General features: G+C 56.6%; 21 protein-coding genes. 12 read left to right on the top strand and 9 right to left on the bottom strand.

What is annotated here, in order from left to right; all coding sequences use genetic code 11:
• Positions 1 to 18: 18 nt before the first annotated feature.
• Positions 19 to 1,221: a YjgN family protein gene (locus ACUW6V_RS19480; RefSeq protein WP_069682167.1), complete on the bottom strand. Its 1,203-nt coding sequence runs from the start codon at positions 1,219 to 1,221 to the stop codon at positions 19 to 21.
• Positions 1,222 to 1,415: 194 nt separating this feature from the next.
• Between ACUW6V_RS19480 and ACUW6V_RS19475 the strand changes: the two genes are divergently transcribed.
• Complete coding sequence (locus ACUW6V_RS19475; protein ID WP_015387054.1) at positions 1,416 to 1,919, top strand: GNAT family N-acetyltransferase; 504 nt, start codon at positions 1,416 to 1,418, stop codon at positions 1,917 to 1,919.
• Between the two features lie 46 nt (positions 1,920 to 1,965).
• On the opposite strand, the gene ACUW6V_RS19470 is transcribed toward ACUW6V_RS19475, so the two are convergent.
• The 3 genes from ACUW6V_RS19470 to rraB are packed head-to-tail and all read right to left on the bottom strand — an operon-like array spanning position 1,966 to position 4,048.
• The gene (locus ACUW6V_RS19470) at positions 1,966 to 2,772 is read right to left on the bottom strand and encodes a hypothetical protein (protein WP_012125895.1); all 807 of its coding nucleotides are present in this window, start codon (positions 2,770 to 2,772) and stop codon (positions 1,966 to 1,968) included.
• 44 nt (positions 2,773 to 2,816) lie between these two features.
• On the bottom strand, positions 2,817 to 3,581 hold the full coding sequence (gene miaE, locus ACUW6V_RS19465) for a tRNA isopentenyl-2-thiomethyl-A-37 hydroxylase MiaE (protein WP_007854271.1): 765 nt from the start codon (positions 3,579 to 3,581) through the stop codon (positions 2,817 to 2,819).
• Positions 3,582 to 3,628: 47 nt separating this feature from the next.
• Entirely contained in the window at positions 3,629 to 4,048 is a 420-nt protein-coding gene (gene rraB / locus ACUW6V_RS19460) for a ribonuclease E inhibitor RraB (RefSeq protein WP_007854269.1), read from the bottom strand.
• A 163-nt stretch (positions 4,049 to 4,211) separates the two neighbouring features.
• Here rraB and argF (ACUW6V_RS19455) point away from each other — a divergent pair, with 163 nt between their 5' ends.
• Entirely contained in the window at positions 4,212 to 5,216 is a 1,005-nt protein-coding gene (gene argF / locus ACUW6V_RS19455) for an ornithine carbamoyltransferase (protein ID WP_454038789.1), read from the top strand.
• Positions 5,217 to 5,550: 334 nt separating this feature from the next.
• Here argF (ACUW6V_RS19455) and ACUW6V_RS19450 read toward each other — a convergent pair whose 3' ends face one another.
• Positions 5,551 to 6,003, bottom strand: coding sequence for a YhcH/YjgK/YiaL family protein (locus tag ACUW6V_RS19450; RefSeq protein ID WP_454038788.1), 453 nt, complete (start codon positions 6,001 to 6,003; stop codon positions 5,551 to 5,553).
• Here ACUW6V_RS19450 and ACUW6V_RS19445 point away from each other — a divergent pair.
• The 9 genes from ACUW6V_RS19445 (at position 5,983) to ridA (ending at position 14,079) form a co-directional block, all read left to right on the top strand.
• Positions 5,983 to 6,306 carry a hypothetical protein gene (locus tag ACUW6V_RS19445; protein WP_097649801.1) on the top strand — a complete coding sequence of 108 codons (324 nt, stop codon included), beginning with the start codon at positions 5,983 to 5,985 and terminating at the stop codon, positions 6,304 to 6,306. The genes ACUW6V_RS19450 and ACUW6V_RS19445 overlap by 21 nt on opposite strands.
• Before the next feature lie 368 nt (positions 6,307 to 6,674).
• Positions 6,675 to 7,895 carry an arginine deiminase gene (gene arcA / locus ACUW6V_RS19440; RefSeq protein WP_032988949.1) on the top strand — a complete coding sequence of 407 codons (1,221 nt, stop codon included), beginning with the start codon at positions 6,675 to 6,677 and terminating at the stop codon, positions 7,893 to 7,895.
• A 10-nt stretch (positions 7,896 to 7,905) separates the two neighbouring features.
• Positions 7,906 to 8,817 carry a carbamate kinase gene (gene arcC / locus ACUW6V_RS19435; protein ID WP_007866195.1) on the top strand — a complete coding sequence of 304 codons (912 nt, stop codon included), beginning with the start codon at positions 7,906 to 7,908 and terminating at the stop codon, positions 8,815 to 8,817.
• A 36-nt stretch (positions 8,818 to 8,853) separates the two neighbouring features.
• A complete protein-coding gene (gene argF, locus ACUW6V_RS19430) occupies positions 8,854 to 9,858 on the top strand; it encodes an ornithine carbamoyltransferase (protein WP_054624545.1) in 1,005 nt (334 codons plus the stop codon).
• 48 nt (positions 9,859 to 9,906) lie between these two features.
• Positions 9,907 to 11,310: a YfcC family protein gene (locus tag ACUW6V_RS19425; RefSeq protein ID WP_454038787.1), complete on the top strand. Its 1,404-nt coding sequence runs from the start codon at positions 9,907 to 9,909 to the stop codon at positions 11,308 to 11,310.
• A 168-nt stretch (positions 11,311 to 11,478) separates the two neighbouring features.
• A complete protein-coding gene (locus ACUW6V_RS19420; RefSeq protein WP_007780604.1) occupies positions 11,479 to 11,958 on the top strand; it encodes an arginine repressor in 480 nt (159 codons plus the stop codon).
• Between the two features lie 253 nt (positions 11,959 to 12,211).
• Positions 12,212 to 13,147 carry an aspartate carbamoyltransferase gene (gene pyrB / locus ACUW6V_RS19415; RefSeq protein WP_004388681.1) on the top strand — a complete coding sequence of 312 codons (936 nt, stop codon included), beginning with the start codon at positions 12,212 to 12,214 and terminating at the stop codon, positions 13,145 to 13,147.
• 10 nt (positions 13,148 to 13,157) lie between these two features.
• Positions 13,158 to 13,619, top strand: coding sequence for an aspartate carbamoyltransferase regulatory subunit (gene pyrI, locus ACUW6V_RS19410; protein ID WP_007891315.1), 462 nt, complete (start codon positions 13,158 to 13,160; stop codon positions 13,617 to 13,619).
• Between the two features lie 73 nt (positions 13,620 to 13,692).
• A complete protein-coding gene (ridA, locus tag ACUW6V_RS19405) occupies positions 13,693 to 14,079 on the top strand; it encodes a 2-iminobutanoate/2-iminopropanoate deaminase (RefSeq protein WP_004388683.1) in 387 nt (128 codons plus the stop codon).
• A 51-nt stretch (positions 14,080 to 14,130) separates the two neighbouring features.
• Here the strand turns inward: ridA and ACUW6V_RS19400 are convergent, their stop codons facing one another.
• Positions 14,131 to 16,284, bottom strand: a complete 2,154-nt coding sequence (locus ACUW6V_RS19400) for a YgiQ family radical SAM protein (protein WP_454038786.1) — start codon at positions 16,282 to 16,284, stop codon at positions 14,131 to 14,133.
• A gap of 123 nt (positions 16,285 to 16,407) precedes the next feature.
• Positions 16,408 to 17,172, bottom strand: coding sequence for a siderophore-interacting protein (locus ACUW6V_RS19395; protein WP_104658458.1), 765 nt, complete (start codon positions 17,170 to 17,172; stop codon positions 16,408 to 16,410).
• A gap of 238 nt (positions 17,173 to 17,410) precedes the next feature.
• On the opposite strand from ACUW6V_RS19395, the gene ACUW6V_RS19390 reads away from it, so the two are divergent.
• On the top strand, positions 17,411 to 17,944 hold the full coding sequence (locus ACUW6V_RS19390; RefSeq protein ID WP_007780593.1) for a PadR family transcriptional regulator: 534 nt from the start codon (positions 17,411 to 17,413) through the stop codon (positions 17,942 to 17,944).
• A gap of 35 nt (positions 17,945 to 17,979) precedes the next feature.
• Here the strand turns inward: ACUW6V_RS19390 and ACUW6V_RS19385 are convergent, their stop codons facing one another.
• Positions 17,980 to 19,527, bottom strand: a complete 1,548-nt coding sequence (locus tag ACUW6V_RS19385) for a methyl-accepting chemotaxis protein (RefSeq protein WP_004385795.1) — start codon at positions 19,525 to 19,527, stop codon at positions 17,980 to 17,982.
• A gap of 444 nt (positions 19,528 to 19,971) precedes the next feature.
• Positions 19,972 to 21,495, bottom strand: coding sequence for a methyl-accepting chemotaxis protein (locus tag ACUW6V_RS19380; protein WP_004385797.1), 1,524 nt, complete (start codon positions 21,493 to 21,495; stop codon positions 19,972 to 19,974).
• Between the last annotated feature and the right edge of the window lie 67 nt (positions 21,496 to 21,562).

The following is a 21,562-nucleotide window of genomic DNA, read 5'->3' as shown; positions in this document are numbered from 1 at the left end:
GAAGCCCTGAGCTTATTTTCAGAGTGCGAAAGGCAGAATGGAGAAACCACGGCCCAGCACGCTTGCCGGATCGTTACGCGGCTGTTCGTCGTGATCGACCAGCGCCAGGTTGTCCAGCTCGCCGTCAACATGGGTGTTTTCCAGCAGGTAGCGCGTCAGGCGCACTTTCGCCCACGGCCACGCCAGACCAAAGGTGATACCGCAGACCATGAAATTGCTCAGAATGATCCAGACAAAAGAACCGACGCTCGCGGTGGAGCGGAAAGTAATCCCGCCTTCCAGCGACATCTGCTGATAGGCGTAGTTACGCAGTTTCACAAACGCGAAGCTAAAGCAGACCAGAATGCCAATCATATAAATGAAATACGGCAGTAAAACGCTCATAATAAGCGATATCAAAAAGCTAAGCATTTCTTCCTGGCTATTCATACCATATACACTGTAATGCAACATCTGAGTCATCACTGGCGCCAGCATAATCAAAGCTACCGCGATAAACGGCACAAACAGCAGCATCGCCTTGAGATAAATAAAGGTGCAGGTTTTTACATTCAGGTTAATCGCAAAACGGTGTTTGCCATATTGCAGGTTATTGACCAGCAGGCCGTACCACTGCGCGGCGTAAATACCCTGCATCAGCGCGGTACCCACAAGTCCCACCAGAACCGACAGCACAATACCGACAATAATACCGGTCATACTCTGGCTGGAACCCGCAATCGTAAAGACCAGCCCCATCACGGCTGTCACCAGAATCGCAATCAGCAGCGGGCAGCCGAGCATCACCCACCAGGCGCGCAGCGGGCTGGCTTTAAAGCTAAAACGCAGGCCGTTAAGCTTCGTCATCAGCAGCTGGTAGCGCAGGCCCTGCATAATAAGGAACGGCGCAAACGCGATAAACAGCAGCACCATGCAGAGGGTTAAAAAGGTATTTTCATAGACTGCATTAATCACAAATACGACGTAGAGAAGCGCAAGGCAGATCCAGCCGACGAAAATCGCGCCGCCTGTGGCGTGATAAGAAAAACGTGCGCCTGCCAGTTCGGTATTTTCGTAAAAATAACGGCGTGCACGCACCATCGCCCAGGGTAAAAACAGCCCGGCGGTGAACACCGTTAACAGTATGTTGACCAGCCAGACGGGGAAATATCCGCCGCCGCTGCCCTGAAACGAGAACGCGTGTGTCTTATTCCCTGCCAGGAATTTATTATCGTCCGACATAACAATCCTTATTCTGTAAAAAAGAAAAAAGCGCCGTTATAACCGTTAATATCTTAGGGTTAATCCAGTGCGTACTTTAGTGTAATAAAGCCCCGGAAAGAATAATAGCAGCCAATATTCCTGGGCTTGCGTCACTCTTCCTGTAGTGGTATTAAGCACAACACTATGTTGAACAGATGACATCAGAGTAAATGATGAATGTTGAGGCGCCGGTAGACATTATTATGCGCAGAATGACGGCCGCGGATAACGCGACGGTCGCCAGAGTGATCCGCCAGGTTTCCGCGGAATATGGCCTGACGGCGGATAAAGGCTACACCGTCGCAGACCCCAATCTCGACGTGCTGTATACGCAATACAGCAAGCCAGGCCATGCGTACTGGGTGATTGAATTAGACGGTGAAGTCGTAGGCGGCGGCGGTATTGCGCCGCTGGCCTGTAGCGAAACGGACATCTGCGAGCTGCAAAAAATGTATTTTCTGCCCGTCGCGCGCGGCAGAGGGCTTGCGAAAAAGCTGGCGTTACAGGCGATGGATTTCGCCCGCTCGCAAGGCTATCGCCGCTGCTATCTCGAAACGACCGCCTTTTTAAAAGAGGCGATTGCGCTGTATGAACGCCTGGGCTTCGCGCATATTTCCGAGCCGCTCGGCTGCACCGGCCATGTGGATTGCGAAGTGCGAATGTTAAAAACGCTCTGAGCGTAAACGCGTGAAATAAAAAAGCCGGGCTGACCCGGCTTTTTGATTATTGCTGCATGGAGATACGGATAACCGGCCCGGCTTTTTCCGGCGGCAGCGCCAGCACGTCATGCCAGAGATCCTGCACCATATTGCAGACCTGTTTTTCCTGACCGACGCCTTTTTGCGGATCGGTAAAGACCTCAATCGTGTCGCCATATTTCGCCGCCAGCGACTGACCAATCGGCGCCAGCGTCTCTTCCGCCATTTTCTGCTCCTGCGGCGTCACTTTGTGCGCGTTCTGGCTGTAACTTGCCGACAGCAGCTTCGTTTCGACATCCATACGCTTCGCGATAACGTCTTTCGACAGCATCTGAACCGGATTCACGCCGCCTTTCACCTGCGGCATCAGGAAGCGGAAACAGGCGTCGTCGCTGTGCTGCTGCATTTCGCGGGTCTGTTCCATATTAACGCGCATATACGCGATCACATCTTCATCCGGCGCGAACTGGATGCGCTGCATCTCAAGCTCGGCCATATTCGCCTGCATCGCGTCGATAATATCCTGCTGCGTTTTGCCCTGCTTCGCCATTTCCAGCGCCTGACCACGCAGGCGCGCGTAGAACGCCGGATCTTTCTCTTTAATGAGTTTATACAACGGCATACTGTTAAACACTTCGTCAAAGCCCTGCTCCGGCGACGTGTTCGCGTTTCTCAGCCACGCGATGTCGGCGATATTCCACAGCACAATGCCGACGACAAAAATCGCGACGGCCGCGAGTTTATTGACCTTGCCTTTCTTATAAAGCGCAGACGCCACCACAGCGAGCACGATGCCCACCAGCGCGGAGAGCATGACATGGTTCCAGTTCATCCTTTATCCCTTTGGTATTGATAGTTTTTATAAAGCCCGCCGGCTCACGCGCTTACCGGTACGCCGCTGTGAAAACGGAATTCTGTGTCAGGCTGATTAATCAACCGCGCTTCCGCTTCGCCCAGCGCCTGTACGCGCGGCGCGATGTCCTCGGGCGAAATCTGCTGCGCCAGCGAGAGATAATCCTGATAGTGGCGCGCTTCCGAGCGCAGCAGCGACAGGTAAAACTTCTGCAAATCGTCGTCCAGATACGGCGCCAGCGCGGCGAAACGCTCGCACGAGCGGGCTTCGATATACGCGCCGCAAATCAGTTTATCGACAAGCGTCGCAGGCTCATACGTGCGCATTTCGCGTCGCATCCCGCGCGCATAGCGGCTGGCGGTGATTTTGACATACGGGATGTTACGCGCCTGCATCATTTCGCGCACCTGCCAGAAGTGGTGTAGTTCTTCTTTGATAAGCAGCACCATGCTGTCTATCAGCGTCTGGCCCCACGGATCGTCGGTGTGCGGCATCACGCTCTTGCCGATGCGCTTATGCAGCGCCAGGAAATCGGGCTCCGGCCCTTCGCGATAGGTGAAATCTTCATAGGGCTGTAGCCAGCCGAGCAGTTCGTCAGAACCGCTTTTATCCGCCACATAGCGCCGAATGAGCAGCATCGCCGTTTGCGCGGCTTTTAACTCGCAAATCATGTGGTCGGTCAGCAGCAGCGGTAAGTTTTCCGGCGCTCTGGCTTCATCTATCCAGGCTTGCGGAGTGGCGCAGTGAAGGAAATTTTTAACGGGGAGGAGGAGTGCGTCGTAATTCATGCGGGGTTCCTGAAATGCGGCAGCGCAGCGCTGCCGCAAACTGCGACTTAGTGACGAACACCGTCGTCGTCTTCATCCATGCCGTCGTCGTCTTCGTCTTCTTCGCCGTCCGGGTCTTCAAAGTAAGTGCCCCAGCCGTCATATTCGACGTTAAACTTCTCCGCCAGGTTCATCAGTTGTTCAACCTGGGCGTCGATAAGTTCGGCGTTCAGCGCGCACTCGCTCAGCGCGTCGCAGCAGATGACGGTTTCACCGCCCTCTTCCAGCTCCAGCTCTTCCGGGTCCGTCACTTCATAGCCAAGCTTAAACACTTCCACCGCCAGTTTCTCCAGCGTGTCGAAATCGTCTGCCGAGAAATGGTGTTCAATGGTGTACAGCGCGTCAGGATCGCTGCCATCTTCAAGCAGCTCTTCAATAATCAGACGCGTCTCTTCGCGCTGCTCTTCCAGTAATTCCGGGTTTGCCATGGCTCGTTCCTCAGTGTGTGGCAGATACCTTCTATTTTCACACACCCGCGGGAATGCCTCCACCTTTCACGGCAAAGTTTTAACACCGGGGGTTGCAAATGAATATTCATACATATATGTTGAATATTAATTCAATAAGTGGCGTCAGCCAGCGAGGGAAATTATGTCTGCGTTGTACCAGAAATCGTTTTTAAAACTGCTCGATTTTACGCCCGCTCAAATCCACCTGCTGCTGGAGCTTTCCGCAAAGCTTAAAAGCGATAAGAAAAAAGGGGTTGAAGTTCAAAAGCTTGCCGGAAAAAATATTGCGCTCATCTTCGAAAAAGACTCAACCCGCACGCGATGCTCTTTCGAAGTTGCCGCATATGATCAGGGCGCGCGCGTCACGTATCTCGGCCCGAGCGGCAGTCAGATTGGGCATAAAGAGTCAATTAAGGATACCGCCCGCGTGCTGGGCCGCATGTATGACGGCATTCAGTATCGCGGTTTTGGCCAGGAAATCGTCGAAACGCTGGCGCAGTACGCGGGCGTGCCGGTGTGGAACGGCCTGACCGATGAGTTTCACCCGACGCAACTCCTGGCAGATCTGCTGACCATGCAGGAGCATCTGCCGGGCAAAACGTTTAACGAGATGACGCTGGTGTATGCGGGCGATGCGCGCAACAACATGGGCAATTCAATGCTGGAAGCCGCCGCGCTGATGGGCCTGAATTTGCGCCTGGTCGCGCCTGAGCGCTGCTGGCCTGCCGCCGAGCTTGTAGCCGAATGCCAGGCAATGGCGAAAGAAACCGGCGGGCGGATCACGCTCACCGAGGATATCGCCGCAGGTGTGAAGGGCGCGGATTTCATCTATACCGATGTCTGGGTGTCGATGGGCGAAGCCAAAGAGAAGTGGGCGGAGCGTATCGCGCTGCTGCGGCCATATCAGGTTAACAGCCAGATGCTGGCGCAGACCGGCAACCCGAACGTGAAATTCCTGCACTGTCTGCCGGCGTTTCATGACGACGAAACCACGCTCGGCAAGCAGATGGCGCAGGAGTATGGCCTGAAAGGCGGCATGGAAGTGACCGACGAGGTGTTTGAATCCGCGCACAGTATCGTGTTCGATCAGGCCGAAAACCGGATGCATACGATCAAAGCGGTGATGGTGGCAACGCTGTCTGAGTAGCTTGCGGGGCGGGTGGTGGGTTGGTGGTCGGTTGGTGGGTGCGCTACGCTTACCCACCCTACAGAACAACGCTTATCGTAGGGCGGGTAAAGATTGCGCACCCGCCTTGCTGATAAGTAAATGGTGGGTGCGCTGCGCTTACCCACCCTACAAAACAACGCTCACCGTAGGGCGGGTAAGCACCGCGCACCCGCCTTGCTGATAATTAAATGGTGGGTGCGCTTCGCTTACCCACCCTACAGAACAATGCTTAGCGTAGGGCGGGTAAGCCTCGCGCACCCGCCTTGCTGATGGTGGTTAATAAGGCGCTTCGCTTTCCCACTCTACAACTCCCTCACGCCATCAACATCTTCACGACAGCTTTGCGCACGGGGGCCGGGTCGCCCACCGCACACAGCGGCTTATGCACTTCCCCCGGCCAGAAAATCACGAAATCGCCCTCCTCCAGCACCACGGTTTTCTCCTGCACGCCTTCGGGCAGAAACGCGATATCTTTATCCGCCAGCCAGTCGGTGTCGGGCGCGCCCGGCGGTAACGTGCTGAAGGTCATTCCTTCGCGGCCCGCCAGCACAATCTGGATATCCAGATAACGCGCGTGATACTCAGCGCGGCGCTCCGCCAGCGGCTCGGTTGTGTCTTGCGAGAGCAGAAAAAAGAGGCGATTGCCGTCCAGTTCGTACTTGCCCGGCGCGGTCTGCGGCGTTACCTGCTGCTTCACCTGCTCAATCGCCTCGCGAAAAGGCGCGGGCAGCCATTCGCCCAACGCGTGAATATTACCGATAATCATGCCTTCTCCTTATATAAAACAGCGTTTCATTTTATTGTTTTATACGAGCTATCGTGCCGGGGCGCTACTGCTTTCTCGGTAAAATCTGTTCTGGCGCATGGTTATCGTGCGGCGCGTTACCAGCTTGTTAATCCCCGCCAGACGTTTATGCAGGTTTTATGCATAACCCTGGCGAATACTATTGGCAGCCTCACTGTAGGAGTTTGTTTTATAAGCGATAAAATGAAAAAAGACGGCACCATCACGTTTCGTTTACCTCACAAACAGGCACGGCAGCACCATAATTATTTGCTTTATTCCTGAGTTTCAAAAATAAACGCGCGCCATAACTGCATAATCATTTTTTCTAAAAAATAAAACTCTTAATTTTCAATTAATTAATAATTTGCTTATTTGTTGTCCAAAAACAGATTTTTAACAACACGGAATAAGCGCCGTCTATTCTGCGTAGTGATTCATATAGCCCGATAAATTAATTAAACTTTCCATGAAATAAATCATTATTACGGCGGAATAATAAAATCACTGCATCGCTCGTGATATTCATCACACAATCAAATCAGCGCTCCATTACTATCTATTTCGAATTCAATCTGCACGGTAACTCGTTATGCGAACACGCGTCGCATAATGCCGCCGTTTTTATTCTGAAAATCAGCCAAGGAATAAATATGGAAAAGCATTACGTGGGATCGGAAATAGGTCAATTACGCAGCGTTATGCTGCACCGCCCTAATTTAAGCCTGAAAAGACTGACGCCGTCTAATTGCCAGGAATTACTGTTTGACGATGTATTATCGGTCGAGCGCGCGGGGGAAGAGCACGATATTTTCGCACGCACCCTGCGCGACCAGGGTGTGGAAGTATTATTACTGACGGATCTCCTGACACGCACGCTGGATATCCCGGAGGCGAAAGACTGGCTGCTGGAGACGCAGGTTTCTGAATACCGCCTTGGCCCCTCTTTTGCCGCGGATGTTCGCGGCTGGCTTGCCGACCTGCCGCATCGGGAGCTGGCGCGGCGCTTAAGCGGCGGGCTGACGTTTAGTGAGATCCCGGCCTCGATTCATAATATGGTAGTGGATACGCATGGCGCTAATGATTTTATTATGGAGCCGCTGCCTAATCATTTATTTACGCGTGACACCTCCTGCTGGATATATAACGGCGTGTCGATTAACCCAATGGCAAAACCGGCTCGCCAGCGTGAAACCAATAATCTGCGTGCGATTTATCGCTGGCATCCGGCATTTGCCGATGGCGAATTTATTAAATATTTCGGCGACCAGAATATTAATTACGACCACGCCACGCTGGAAGGCGGCGATGTATTAGTCATTGGCCGCGGCGCGGTATTAATCGGCATGTCTGAACGCACCACGCCGCAGGGGGTGGAATTCCTGGCTAGCGCCCTGTTTAAACACCAACAGGCGACGCGCGTTATCGCCGTGGAATTACCGAAACACCGCTCCTGCATGCACCTCGATACCGTCATGACGCATATCGATATCGACACGTTCTCCGTCTACCCCGAAGTGGTGCGCCCCGATGTGAAGTGCTGGACCTTAACGCCGGACGGGCGCGGCGGCATCGCGCGTACCGAAGAGAAAACGCTGGTTTATGCGCTGGAACAGGCGCTCGGCATCGATCAGATACGGCTCATCACCACCGGCGGCGATGCGTTTGAGGCCGAGCGCGAGCAGTGGAACGACGCCAACAACGTGCTGACCGTGCGCCCCGGCGTGGTGATTGGCTATGAGCGCAACACCTGGACCAACGAGAAATATGACAAGGCTGGCATCACCGTGCTGCCGATCCCTGGCGACGAGCTGGGCCGCGGACGCGGCGGCGCGCGCTGCATGAGCTGCCCGCTGGAACGCGACGGCATTTAAGGAGAAGACCATGGAGAAGAAACCCACGCTGGTGGTGGCGCTTGGCGGCAACGCGCTGCTGAAACGCGGCGAACCGCTGGAGGCCGATATTCAGCGTCATAACGTCGAACTGGCGGCTCACACCATCGCTCAGCTCACCCGCCAGTGGCGCGTGGTGCTGGTGCACGGCAACGGCCCGCAGGTCGGTCTGCTGGCGTTGCAAAACAGCGCTTACCAGAACGTGACGCCTTATCCGCTCGACATTCTGGGTGCCGAAAGCCAGGGAATGATCGGCTACCTGCTGCAACAGTCGCTGAAAAATCAGCTGCCGGATCGCGAAGTTAGCGTGCTGCTGACGCAGGTGGCGGTAGATGACAACGATCCGGCGTTTAAGAACCCGACCAAATACATCGGCCCGGTCTATGACAAAGCCCAGGCCGACCAGCTCGCCGCCGACAAAGGCTGGACGATGAAAGCCGACGGGCCTTACTTCCGCCGCGTGGTGCCCTCGCCCCAGCCGCAGCGGATTATCGAGAGCGACGCCATCCAGGCGCTTATCGAGCGCGACCATCTGGTGATTTGCAACGGCGGCGGCGGCGTGCCGGTGGTGGACAACGCCGACGGCTACCACGGCATCGAGGCGGTTATCGATAAAGATCTCTCGGCCGCGCTGCTGGCGCGTCAGTTACACGCCGACGCGCTGCTGATCCTGACTGACGCCGACGCGGTGTACGCCGACTGGGGCAAGCCGACCCAGCGTCCGCTCACGCAAGTAACGCCTTCACAGCTGGCGGAGCTGCGCTTCGACGCAGGCTCGATGGGGCCAAAAGTGGCCGCCTGCTGCGCCTTTGTTGAGCAGTGCGGCGGCATCGCAGGCATCGGCGCGCTGGGCGACGGTCTCGCCATTCTCGCGGGCGACAAAGGCACGCTGATCCGCCAGTAAGTTTTCTCACCGCTTTCACGCAACAAGGATTTCACCATGACTATCAACCTGAAAAACCGCAACTTCCTGAAACTGCTCGACTACACCCCGGCGGAGATCCAGTACCTCATCGATCTCGCCATGCAACTGAAAGCCGATAAAAAAGCCGGGCGCGAGAAGAAAACGCTGGTGGGCAAAAACATCGCGCTGATTTTTGAAAAAACCTCCACCCGTACCCGCTGCGCGTTTGAAGTCGGCGCGTTCGATCAGGGCGCGCAGGTGACCTATCTCGGGCCGAGCGGCTCGCAGATTGGCCATAAGGAGTCGATGAAAGACACCGCCCGCGTACTGGGGCGCATGTATGACGGCATCGAATATCGCGGCTACGGCCAGGCGATCGTCGAGGAACTTGGCGAATTCGCGGGCGTGCCGGTGTGGAATGGCCTCACCAATGAGTTTCACCCGACGCAAATCCTGGCTGACCTGATGACCATGCTGGAGCACTCGCCAGGCAAAACGCTCCCGCAGATCCGCTTTGCCTACCTTGGCGACGCGCGCAACAACATGGGCAACTCGCTGATGGTGGGCGCCGCGAAAATGGGCATGGAGATCCGCCTGGTGGCCCCGAAAGCCTTCTGGCCGGAAGAGGCGTTAGTCGAGCAGTGCCGCGCCATCGCGGCGGAAACCGGCGCGCGCATCATCCTCACCGAGCATGTGGATGAAGGCGTGGACGGCGTGGATTTCCTCTACACCGACGTCTGGGTGTCGATGGGCGAGCCGAAAGAGGCCTGGGCCGAGCGCGTCGCGCTGATGAAACCCTATCAGGTCAATCAGGCGGTGGTGAAAGCGACCGGCAACCCGAACGTCAAATTCATGCACTGCCTGCCCGCGTTTCATAACGAGCACACCACCGTCGGGCGCGAGATCGAAGCCGCTTACGGCCTGAAGGGGCTGGAAGTGACCGATGACGTGTTCGAATCCCCCTGCTCCATTGTGTTTGATGAGGCGGAGAACCGTATGCACACCATCAAAGCCGTGATGGTGGCGACGCTTGGCGAATAACCTTTGCGGGCGCGCCGCCGGTGCGCCCGCCGCTTCGGAGATACCCTCATGCACAGGTTCAAATTTCCTTCCGCTTACACCATTTTATTTGTGCTGATCGCGCTGGTCGCCGCGCTCACCTGGGTCGTGCCCGCCGGGAAATACCAGATGGCGATGAACGACACGCTCGGCAAAGAGGTGCCGGTCGCAGGCACGTACGCGCCCGTCGAGGCGCATCCGCAGGGCATTACCGCCATTCTGCTGGCCCCGGTGGATGGCCTTTACAACCATGTGACCTACACCGCAGGGGCCATCGACGTGGCGCTGTTTGTGCTGATCATCGGCGGCTTTCTGGGCGTGGTGAATAAAACCGGCGCGATTGATGCCGGGATTGAGCGCGTCACCGAGCGGCTACACGGCAAAGAAGAGTGGATGATCCCGATACTGATGGCGCTGTTCGCCGCAGGCGGCACCATCTACGGCATGGCGGAAGAGTCGCTGCCGTTTTATACGCTGCTGGTGCCGGTGATGATGGCCGCGCGCTTCGACCCGCTGGTCGCCGCCGCCACGGTGCTGCTTGGCGCGGGCATCGGCACGCTCGGCTCCACCATTAACCCCTTTGCGACGGTGATTGCCGCCAACGCCGCAGGCATTCCATTCACCAGCGGTATCTGGCTGCGCGTGGCGCTGCTGGTGATTGGCTGGGTTATCTGCGTGCTGTGGGTAATGCGTTACGCCCGCCGCGTGCGTCGCGACCCGTCACTCTCCGTAGTGGCGGACCAGTGGGAAGCCAACCGCGCGCACTTTCTCGGCAGCCGCTCCGGCGAGATGCTCCCCTTCACCGCCACGCGCAAAATCATTCTGGTTATCTTCGCCGCCTCGTTTGCGGTAATGATTTACGGCGTGGCGGTGCGCGGCTGGTGGATGGGCGAGATTTCCGGCGTTTTTCTCGCCGCCGCCATTATCACCGGCGTGGTGGCGCGCATGAGCGAAGAGGCCTTCACCAGTACGTTCATCGACGGCGCGCGGGATCTGCTCGGCGTGGCGCTGATCATCGGTATCGCGCGCGGCATCGTGGTGGTGATGGACAACGGCATGATCACCCACACCATTTTGCACAGCGCGGAAAACCTGGTCTCTGGCCTCTCCACCACGGTGTTTATTAACGTGACGTACTGGATTGAAGTGGTGCTCTCGTTTCTGGTGCCGTCGTCCTCCGGCCTTGCCGTACTGACCATGCCGATTATAGCGCCGCTCGCCGATTTCGCCCACGTGGGCCGCGACCTGGTCGTCACCGCCTATCAGTCCGCCTCCGGCATCGTGAATCTTATTACGCCCACCTCGGCGGTGGTAATGGGCGGGCTCGCTATCGCCCGCGTGCCTTACGTTCGTTATCTGAAATGGGTCGCACCGCTAATACTGATTCTGACGGTGCTGAACATGGCAGCGCTCAGCCTCGGCGCGCTGTTTTAGCCATACATGGCGTTGCGGCGCTGTCAATCAGGGGCATCGCGCCGCATGAAACGCCTCCCATTTCTGGAAAAGCCCGCGCCTCGCCAGGTGATTGTGGTTTCCCTGGACGCGGGCCGGGAAAACAATATCGTTTTTCTTCAACTTTCATCAACGCAGGAGTGACGGTCCATGAAGGATTACGGTGATTATTCCGGGAAAGAGCAGGAGCAAATGGCGGTGTGCCAGCGGCTTATCAGTAATAAAACCTACTGCTCTCAGGAGGAGATCCGGCGCGATATGCAGCGCCAGGGGTTTGACAATATCAGCCAGTCCTCCGTCTCACGCCTGCTGAAACTGCTGGGCGTGATTAAAATCCGCAACGCCAAAGGACAAAAAATTTATTCTCTAAATCCGCTGTTGCAGCCCGCGCCAGACGCCGCGCGCTCTATCTCGGAAATGGTGGTGAGCGTTGAACATAACAGCGAATTTATCCTTGTCCATACGGTGGCGGGATATGGCCGCGCGGTGGCGAAAGTGCTGGATTATCACGCCCTGCCGGAGATCTTAGGCGTGGTGGCGGGCAGCAGTATCGTCTGGATAGCGCCGCGCGATGTGAAGCGCACCGCGCTGGTACACAAGCGCATTAATTATTTACTTCAAATGCATTAATATTCACAGCAATCGATTCCCGCGGCTAAAGTGTGCATTTCCTGCTTGTCAGCTAACCGCACATGCGTATAATGCCGGACAATTTGCCGGAGGAAGCATGGTCCAGTGTGTTCGACAGTTTGTCTTACCGCGTCGTCAGAAAGCTGACGGCCAGGCCGTTGCTCTTTCCGTTCCAGAATTGCTGTTAAAAGCCCCTCAATGAGGGGCTTTTTTTTGTCCAGCGTTTGTCCGCCGGCCTGAAGAGGAGACAAAAATGGCTAATCCGCTTTATCAAAAACATATTATTTCCATCAACGATCTCAGCCGCGCCGAGTTAGAGCTGGTGCTGGAGACGGCGGCGAAGCTGAAAGCGAACCCGCAGCCGGAGCTGCTGAAGCACAAAGTGATCGCCAGCTGCTTTTTTGAAGCCTCGACCCGCACCCGCCTGTCGTTTGAAACCTCCATGCACCGCCTCGGCGCGGCGGTGGTCGGCTTCTCCGACAGCAGCAACACCTCGCTTGGCAAAAAAGGCGAAACGCTGGCGGATACCATTTCGGTTATCAGTACCTATGTGGACGCCATCGTGATGCGCCACCCGCAGGAAGGCGCGGCGCGTCTGGCGACCGAGTTTTCCGGCGGCGTGCCGGTGCTGAACGCAGGCGACGGCGCCAACCAGCACCCGACCCAGACGCTGCTCGATCTCTTTACCATCCAGGAGACCCAGGGACGTCTTGAGAACCTCACCATCGCGATGGTCGGCGATCTGAAATATGGCCGTACGGTGCATTCGCTGGCGCAGGCGCTGGCGAAATTCAACGGCAACCGTTTCTGCTTTATCGCCCCGGACGCGCTGGCGATGCCGCAATACATCCTCGATATGCTCGATGAAAAAGGCATTCCTTGGAGCCTGCACAGCGCCATCGAGGACGTGGTGCAGGAGGTGGACATCCTCTATATGACCCGCGTACAGAAAGAGCGTCTCGACCCGTCGGAATACGCCAACGTGAAGGCCCAGTTTGTGCTGCGCGCCGCCGATTTGCAGGGCGCGCGCGAGAATATGAAAGTGCTGCACCCGCTGCCGCGCATTGATGAGATCACAACCGATGTGGATAAAACGCCGCACGCCTGGTATTTCCAGCAGGCGGGCAACGGCATTTTCGCCCGTCAGGCGCTGCTGGCGCTGGTACTGAATCGCGATTTAGCGCTGTAAGGAGAAGCCCATGACCCATGATAATAAACTTCAGGTAGAAGCCATCCGTCGCGGTACGGTGATTGATCATATTCCGGCGCAGGTCGGCTTCAAACTGCTTTCCCTGTTTAAGCTTACCGAAACGGATCAGCGTATCACCATCGGCCTGAACCTGCCTTCCGGCGAAATGGGCCGCAAAGATTTGATCAAGATTGAAAACACCTTCCTGACCGACGAGCAGGTGAACCAGCTCGCGCTGTATGCGCCGCAGGCAACGGTGAACCGCATCGACGATTATGAAGTGGTAGGCAAAAGCAAACCAAGCCTGCCGGATCGCATCGAGAACGTGCTGGTCTGCCCGAACGGTAACTGCATCAGCCGTATCGAGCCGGTTTCCTCCAGCTTTGCCGTGAAAACGCGCGGCGACGCGGTGCAGCTCAAGTGCAAATATTGCGAGAAAGAGTTCGCCCGTCACGTCGTGCTGGCGGATTAATTGTGGCTGGCAATGGCCTTACGGCTCCCTATAATGAGCGGGAGCCTTACCGCTGTTAACTTCAGGAGAAATTATGTCCCGCACTATCGCCACGGAAAATGCCCCTGCCGCTATCGGCCCTTACGTTCAGGCCGTCGATCTGGGCAACATGGTTATCACCTCCGGTCAGATCCCGGTTGACCCAAAATCCGGCAGCGTGCCGGACGACATCGCCGCCCAGGCGCGTCAGTCGCTGGATAACGTGAAAGCGATTATCGAAGCCGCAGGCCTTAAAGTCGGTGATATCGTGAAAACCACGGTATTCGTCAAAGATCTGAACGATTTCGCGACCGTTAACGCCACTTACGAAGCGTTTTTCACCGAACACAACGCGACCTTCCCGGCACGCTCCTGCGTGGAAGTGGCGCGTCTGCCGAAAGATGTGAAAATCGAAATCGAAGCGATCGCCGTACGTCGCTAATCGCGTTTGACGTAAAAGAAAAAGCACCGCGAGCGGTGCTTTTTTATGGGCTCAGCGCGCCGTTTTCTTCGCTTTCAGTGGGCTCTGGCGCGAAACGTTCACTGGCGTGTGTTTGGTCAGCGCGGGCTGCGTGTTGCGGTAGTGACGCTTCGCCGCGCGCATCTCTTCAATCGTCGGCGCAGGCACTAAGCAATCGCGGCGCGAACCAATCAGATGCTTTTTGCCCATCGCCTCCAGCGCCTCGCGAATAACTGGCCAGTTGGCCGGATCGTGATAGCGCAGCAGCGCCTTATGCAGGCGGCGCTGGCGATCGCCTCTCGGCACCACCACATCTTCACTTTTGTAGCCGATTTTCCCGAGCGGGTTTTTGCCGGTGTAATACATCGTGGTTGAACTGGCGAGCGGCGACGGATAGAAGTTCTGCACCTGATCGAGCCGGAAACGGTGGCGCTTGAGCCACAGCGCCAGATTCACCATGTCTTCATCACGCGTGCCGGGATGCGCGGAGATAAAATAAGGGATCAAATACTGCTCTTTGCCCGCCTGCTTTGAATAGGTGTCGAACAGTGCTTTAAAGCGGTCATAGCTGCCCATGCCCGGCTTCATCATTTTTGACAGCGGCCCCTCTTCGGTATGCTCCGGGGCAATCTTCAGATAACCGCCAACGTGGTGCGTCGCCAGCTCTTTGATATAACGCGGATCTTCCACCGCCAGATCGTAGCGCACCCCGGAGGCGATCAGGATCTTCCTGATGCCTTTGAGATCGCGCGCACGCCGGTAGAGATTGATCGTCGGCGTATGATCGGTATCCATATGCGGGCAGATCTCCGGGTAAACGCACGACAGGCGGCGGCAGGTCTGCTCGGCGCGCGGCGACGTGCAGCGCAGCATATACATATTGGCCGTCGGCCCGCCGAGATCGGAGATAATGCCGGTAAAGCCGGGCACTGAATCGCGGATCTCTTCTATCTCATTAATGATCGACTCTTCCGAGCGGCTCTGGATAATGCGCCCTTCGTGCTCGGTAATTGAGCAGAACGAACAGCCGCCAAAGCAGCCGCGCATAATGTTCACCGAAAAGCGGATCATCTCATAAGCGGGAATGCGCTTGGTGCCGTAAGCCGGGTGCGGCACGCGCTGGTACGGCAGCGCAAAGACGCTGTCCATCTCTTCGGTGGAGAGCGGGATCGCAGGCGGATTGATCCAGATATAACGATCGCCATGCTTTTGCATCAGCGCGCGGGCGCAACCGGGGTTGGTTTCGTGATGTAGAATGCGCGAGGCGTGCGCATACAGCACTTTGTCGCTCTTCACTTTTTCATACGACGGCAGCAGCACGTAGGTTTTCTCCCACGGCTTCGGGCGCGGCGGCTGAACGGTAACGGCTTTCGTCGCCGGTTTTTCCGGGGTGTTGCCATCGGCGCACGGCAGATCGTCGCCATACGGATGCGGGATCGGATCGATGCGCCCCGGCGTGTCGAGACGCGTGGAATCCACACCCGCCCAGCCCGGCAGCGCCTCTTTCACCATAATCGCGGTGTTACGTACATCGCGGATCGACGTAATGGGCTCACCCATCGCCAGACGGTGCGCCACTTCCACCAGCGGGCGCTCGCCGTTGCCGAAAATCAGCATGTCGGCTTTGGCATCCACCAGTACCGAGCGGCGCACGGTATCAGACCAGTAATCGTAATGCGCAGTGCGGCGCAGGCTCGCCTCAATACCGCCCAGAACCACCGGCACGTCGCGCCAGGCCTCTTTGCAGCGCTGGGTATAGACCAGGGTTGCGCGATCCGGGCGTTTCCCGGCTTCGTTATCCGGCGTGTAAGCGTCGTCATGGCGTAGTTTGCGATCCGCCGTGTAGCGGTTGATCATCGAATCCATATTCCCGGCGGTGACGCCGAAAAACAGGTTCGGTCTGCCAAGCCGCATAAAGTCGTCTTTGGTCGTCCAGTCCGGCTGCGCGATGATCCCGACGCGAAAACCCTGCGCCTCCAGCATGCGGCCACAAATGGCCATGCCGAAGCTCGGGTGATCGACGTAGGCGTCGCCAGTAACGAGAATAATGTCGCAGCTGTCCCAGCCGAGCTGGTCCATCTCCTCGCGCGACATCGGTAAAAAGGGCGCAGGCCCAAAACAGGCGGCCCAGTACTGGGGCCAGGAGAACAGATCGCGATCCGGCTGGATCAGGCTCAGGGAACTCATAGTGCTTCCGGAAAAAGGCAAAAGAATCGACAAAGGGCGGCGATTATACGTCCGGAAGCAACAAAAAAAGAAGGGTTATTCTGCGGAAAAAAGCGCCAGCGCCCTTTCCCGCACACGCCATGATTACTTGCTGTGCCAGTACGCCGCGGCGCGCATCAGCTGGGGATCCACACGCCCTTCAAACGGCTCGCTTAAGCGCTTAACGACTTTGCCTTCGCCGGTTATCCAGAGGTAGTAATCGTCCTCGGGCACCGTCAGCGCCGCCAGTTTCGCTTCCACCGCCTGCGCGTCGTGGCCGATGACCCACTGGATGTTAAATTCGCCGAGGTGCGCCAGATACCCTTTCAGCGCTTCATCCGCCACCGTCACGATAGCGTCCACCTGCACCGGTTTCGCCTGAGCGCGGAGCGCCTCCAGGCGGCGGCGCAGCGCGGGCATCCCGGATTCATCGCACACGTAAAGCTGCCAGGCGTAATCTTCCGGCACCACTAACGAGCCGCGCGGCCCGCCGATGCAGAGCGTGTCGCCGGGTTTAGCCGCCACCGCCCAGTCGCTCGCCACGCCAGCCTCATGCACGTAAAAATCGATAGTCAACTGCTGGCTCGCCTCGTCAAACAGCGGCGTGTAGTCACGCGACGGCGGGCGCACGTCGCCTGCCCAGACGATGCCTTCATCGGTCACTTCAGGCGGCACAAACGGCGCGCCGTCCTGCGGGAAAAACACTTTGATATGGTCGTCGAAGCCGCGCGAGGTAAAGCCCGCCAGCGCGTCGCCGCCAAACACGATGCGCTGAAAGCCGCTGACGCGCTCGCTTTTAAGCACGGTAATTTCACGAAAACGCAGTTCGTTGCGCACGCGCTGCGGGAATTGAGTTATCTGATTCATCATCAACCTGCCAACGTAAACGGTAAATTCGATATATCTAAATTGTCGTAAATGATAATGATTGCCAACAACAGAAATGGCAAGCACTTTTTAGATAGCCTGAGCAAAAACCGCACATCGCGCAAAATTACTTTATTTATTCGTTATTAAACAATCGATTATTTTTTATGAAATTTATAGAGCGACTTTAAAAAGCAAAAAAGATATAGTTAAGATATATCTGTTTAACCGGAGACTTCTTATGCGCTCAGACGACCGCCACGCTTCATCCCCCCGCCGTGAGGGCCGACACGGGCCGGATGGCCATCGCCGCCCGCGCTTTTTCGGTAACGGTGAACTGCGCCTGGTGATGCTGGATATCCTGTGCGCCGGCGAGAGCCACGGTTACGAACTTATTAAAGCCATCGAAACGCTGACCGCAGGCCACTACGCGCCAAGCCCAGGCGTGGTCTACCCAACGCTCGACGCGCTGGAGGCGCAGGGGTTTGTGGTGTTGCATGACGAAGAAAATGGCCGGAAGAAAATCGCGATTACCGACGCGGGCCGCGCGTGGCTTGGGGAAAACCGCGAGGCGCTGGATCATATTCAGGCGCGGATGCGGGCGCGCGCCATCGGGCATAAGCTGCGTAAAGATCCGCAGATGAAACGGGCGCTTGATAACATGAAAGCGGTGCTGGATTTGAAAGTGAATCAGGCGGAAATCAGCCCGGAGACGTTAAAACAGATTATCGGAATTATCGATCGCGCGGCGCTGGAGATTTCTCAGCTCGATTAGCAATAACGGCGGTGGCAGGCCACCGCCGCGGTTTATCAGGCGCTGAGACGGAACACTTTAATCATCTCTTTTAAATTATGCGCCTGGTCATTGAGCGACGAGGCCGCCGCGACCGATTCCTCCACCAGCGCGGAGTTCTGCTGCGTGGTGGTGTCAATCATGCCAATGGCGCTGTTGATCTGCGAAATGCCGTCGGTCTGTTCACGGCTCGCCTGCGCGATTTCCCGCAGGATCGTGTCCATTTCTCCGACGTTCGCCACCATGCCATTCAGCAGGCCGCTCGCTTTTTCCACCAGCTCCATGCCTTCACGGGTCTGGCCGGTGGAGTCCTCAATAAGCGCACGGATCTCGCTTGCCGATGACGCGCTCTTCTGCGCCAGCTGGCGCACTTCGCCCGCCACGACCGCGAAACCACGGCCATGCTCGCCCGCGCGCGCCGCTTCCACGGCAGCGTTCAGCGCCAGGATGTTGGTCTGGAACGCGATGGAGTCGATCAGGTTGATGATGTCTGACATACGATCCGACGTGCCGCGAATGACGCGCATTTTGTCCGTCACCTGCTGCATCATTTCGCCGTTGCGTTTCACCACATCGGCAGCCTCGGATGACAGTTTCGTCGCCTCGCTGGTGTTATCCGCGGTGTTTTTCACGGTCGAGGTGATCTGCTCCATCGAGGCGGCGGTCTGCTCAACGGAACTGGCCTGCTCTTCGGTGCGCGCGGCCAGATCCTGGTTACCCGCGACAATCTGCGACGCCGCGCTGGAGATGCTTTCGGCGCTGTACTGCACCTCCTGCACGATTGCCTGCAAACGCTGCTTCATATCCATCAGCGCATTCAGCAACACGCCGGTTTCATCACGCGACTGCACGTCCACCGAACGGGTGAGATCGCCCTCGGCAATCGCGCCGGCAAAGCGCACCGCCTGATCGAGCGGGCGCGTAATGGCACGCACGATAAGCCAACCCATCAGAGAACCCAGCACCACGCACAACAGCGTCAGGCCAATTGTCAGCGCACGGTTGCTGCTGAAATCCTTCGCCACCGTCACGCCTGCCTCGCGCATATGATTATCCTGAATTTTAATCAGCGCCTGAACCCGCGATTTGTACTCGTTCTGGAGCGCCACCGTGGTGGACATCATCTCCTCCAGCGCCGCATTACGATCGTTGCGTTTTACCGCATCGAGAATGCGAAACCGCGACGCCAGGTACTGCTTACGCACCTCGGCTATCTGCGCCAGCGCCTGACGCGAAGCGTCATCGGTCAGCGTTTTATTGAGATCGGCCAGCAGCGCGCCAATACGCCCGCTAATGGCGCTGAGCTGCGCTTCTGACTGCTGCGTCCAGCGCTGGTTTTCGTCCATCAGCATTAATTGCTGCGTACTGACGAAGCTCTGGAAATTTTCAATAAGCTGATTGGCTTTTACGGTCGTGGGATAATCCTCAGCGATAACCTGCTGAATATTATTATTGGCCTGGCTCAGACTACCGAGTGATAAACCGGCGCTGATAAGTAATAAAACAATAAAAAAAGCAAAAGCGAAAATAAGCTTTGTGCGGATTTTAATATCGCGGATGGACATATTCACTCCGTTGAACGGGTTATTTTGCGCTGACGAAACGGAAATCGCAGCGATGGATAACGTGATCCGCCGAACCTGCGGGGATCGACAAAGGTCGTTATCGTCCGGCCGTTTTGTAACTTTATGAGTTTGATCGTTTTTCTCTGTTAGAAACCATTAAAACAATAGTCATTGACTATTAATAAGCGACGATTGATCGGCCAAATGTGCGCCAGATCACTTAATCGCGCAATTAATTACAACGAAGCGGAAACGTTTTTATGTGTGGGTTCAGGAAGATGGGAAAAACAATTTAAAATGAAGGGTTTATATTAAATACATTTATTTAATTTATTTTTAACATTAACCCAACAATATAACACACCGTAAAAAGGGCACAAATTGACAAATTTTACAGCGTCATCCAGCAAGAAAAAGGCGGCATTGCGCCGCCTTTAACCAAAATTAATGCAATACCGTGACGGCATCCTGCAGGCGTCCAGCGCGGTGTTTCACCATCGACGAAACCTGCGCGCTCTCTTCCACCAGCGCCGCGTTCTTGCGAGTGATGGCGTCCAGTTCGGCTACCGCACGGGTGAGATCCGAAAGGCCGTCGGCCTGCTCGGTGGTGGCCTGGCTTATCTGCCCCAGCAGACGCGTCACGTTTTCCACCTGGTTGACGATATCCTGCATGGTGCGCCCCGCTTCATGCACCTGCACCGTACCGGACGCCACTTTACTGGCGCTGGCGTCAATCAGCTTGCGGATATCGTTGGCCGCGTTCGCGCTGCGGTTCGCCAGATGGCGCACTTCGCCCGCCACCACGGCAAAACCTTTGCCCTGCTCGCCCGCCCGCGCGGCTTCCACAGCGGCGTTAAGCGCCAGGATGTTAGTCTGAAAGGCGATATCGTTAATCAGCGCCGTGATGGAGCCGATACGCTGCGTGCTGTCGGCGATTTCGTCCATCGTATTGACCACGGTTTCCATCGTCTGACCGCCGAGACGCGCCGCGTCGCTCGCCTCGCTGGAGAGTTTATCGGCCGCCGCCGCGGTGGCGGAGTTGTTCTGCACCGACGCCGCCATTTGATTCATGGTGGTGACGGTTTGCTGCACATTCACCACTGTCTGGCGGGTACGTTCGTTAAGATCGTCATTGCCGCGCGCCAGCGTCTCGCTGCCGCTGCGCACGCTGCTGACCTGCCCTGAGACATCATTCATCAGCCAGCGGCACATCAGCCCCAGCTGGCCGACCGCGCGCAGCGTCACGCCGACCTCATCAACGCGGTTAATATGCGTAATACTTTGCGATTCGCCGGTCGCGATGCGCAGCGCCTGGCGCGCCACATTTTCAACCGGGCGCACAATCTGCCACTCCAGCGCCGCGCCGCCGAGAAGCAACATCACTGCCGCCGCGAGCGCCGGAATCAGCATTGGTGCGCCCGTACAGGCCATCACTGCCATCCAGGCCACAAACAGCGCCGCCATCACACCGCGCAGACGCCAGCGCAATGGAACCGCCGGGAGTTTGCCCCACCAGGCGTTGCGCAGCACCAGCCCTTTGAACAGACGGCGCGGTTTACGCCCTTCACGCAGCGCTTTATAAAGCGGCTCTACCGCCGCAATCTCTTCCGCGCTGGCTCGCGTACGGATCGACATAAAACCGGTTATTTTTCCGCCGCGCACCATCGGTGCCACGTTGGCGCGCACCCAGTAGTGATCGCCGTTTTTACAGCGGTTTTTAACGATGCCGGTCCAGGGCTCGCCCTGCTTCAGCGTGTACCACATATCGGCGAAAGCCGCTTTGGGCATATCGGGGTGACGCACCAGATTGTGCGGGCTGCCGGTCAGTTCCTCTGAGGTATATCCGCTTACCTCGATAAAAGCATCGTTGGCATGGGTGATATAGCTTTGCAGATCGGTGGTAGACATAAGCGTAGTGTCGTTAGCAAGCGTAACTTCACGCTGCGTCACGAACGGCGGAGAAGACATAACGGCGTCCTTAGGCAGGTTATCCAATTGTTAATCTTTTTTCTGCCTTGTTATGTCGGCGATATAT

The organism is Cronobacter sp. 153480017-3, from assembly GCF_053627815.1.
The sequence above is the reverse complement of the archived record's forward strand: the minus strand, read 5'-3'. Positions and strand labels throughout refer to the sequence as shown.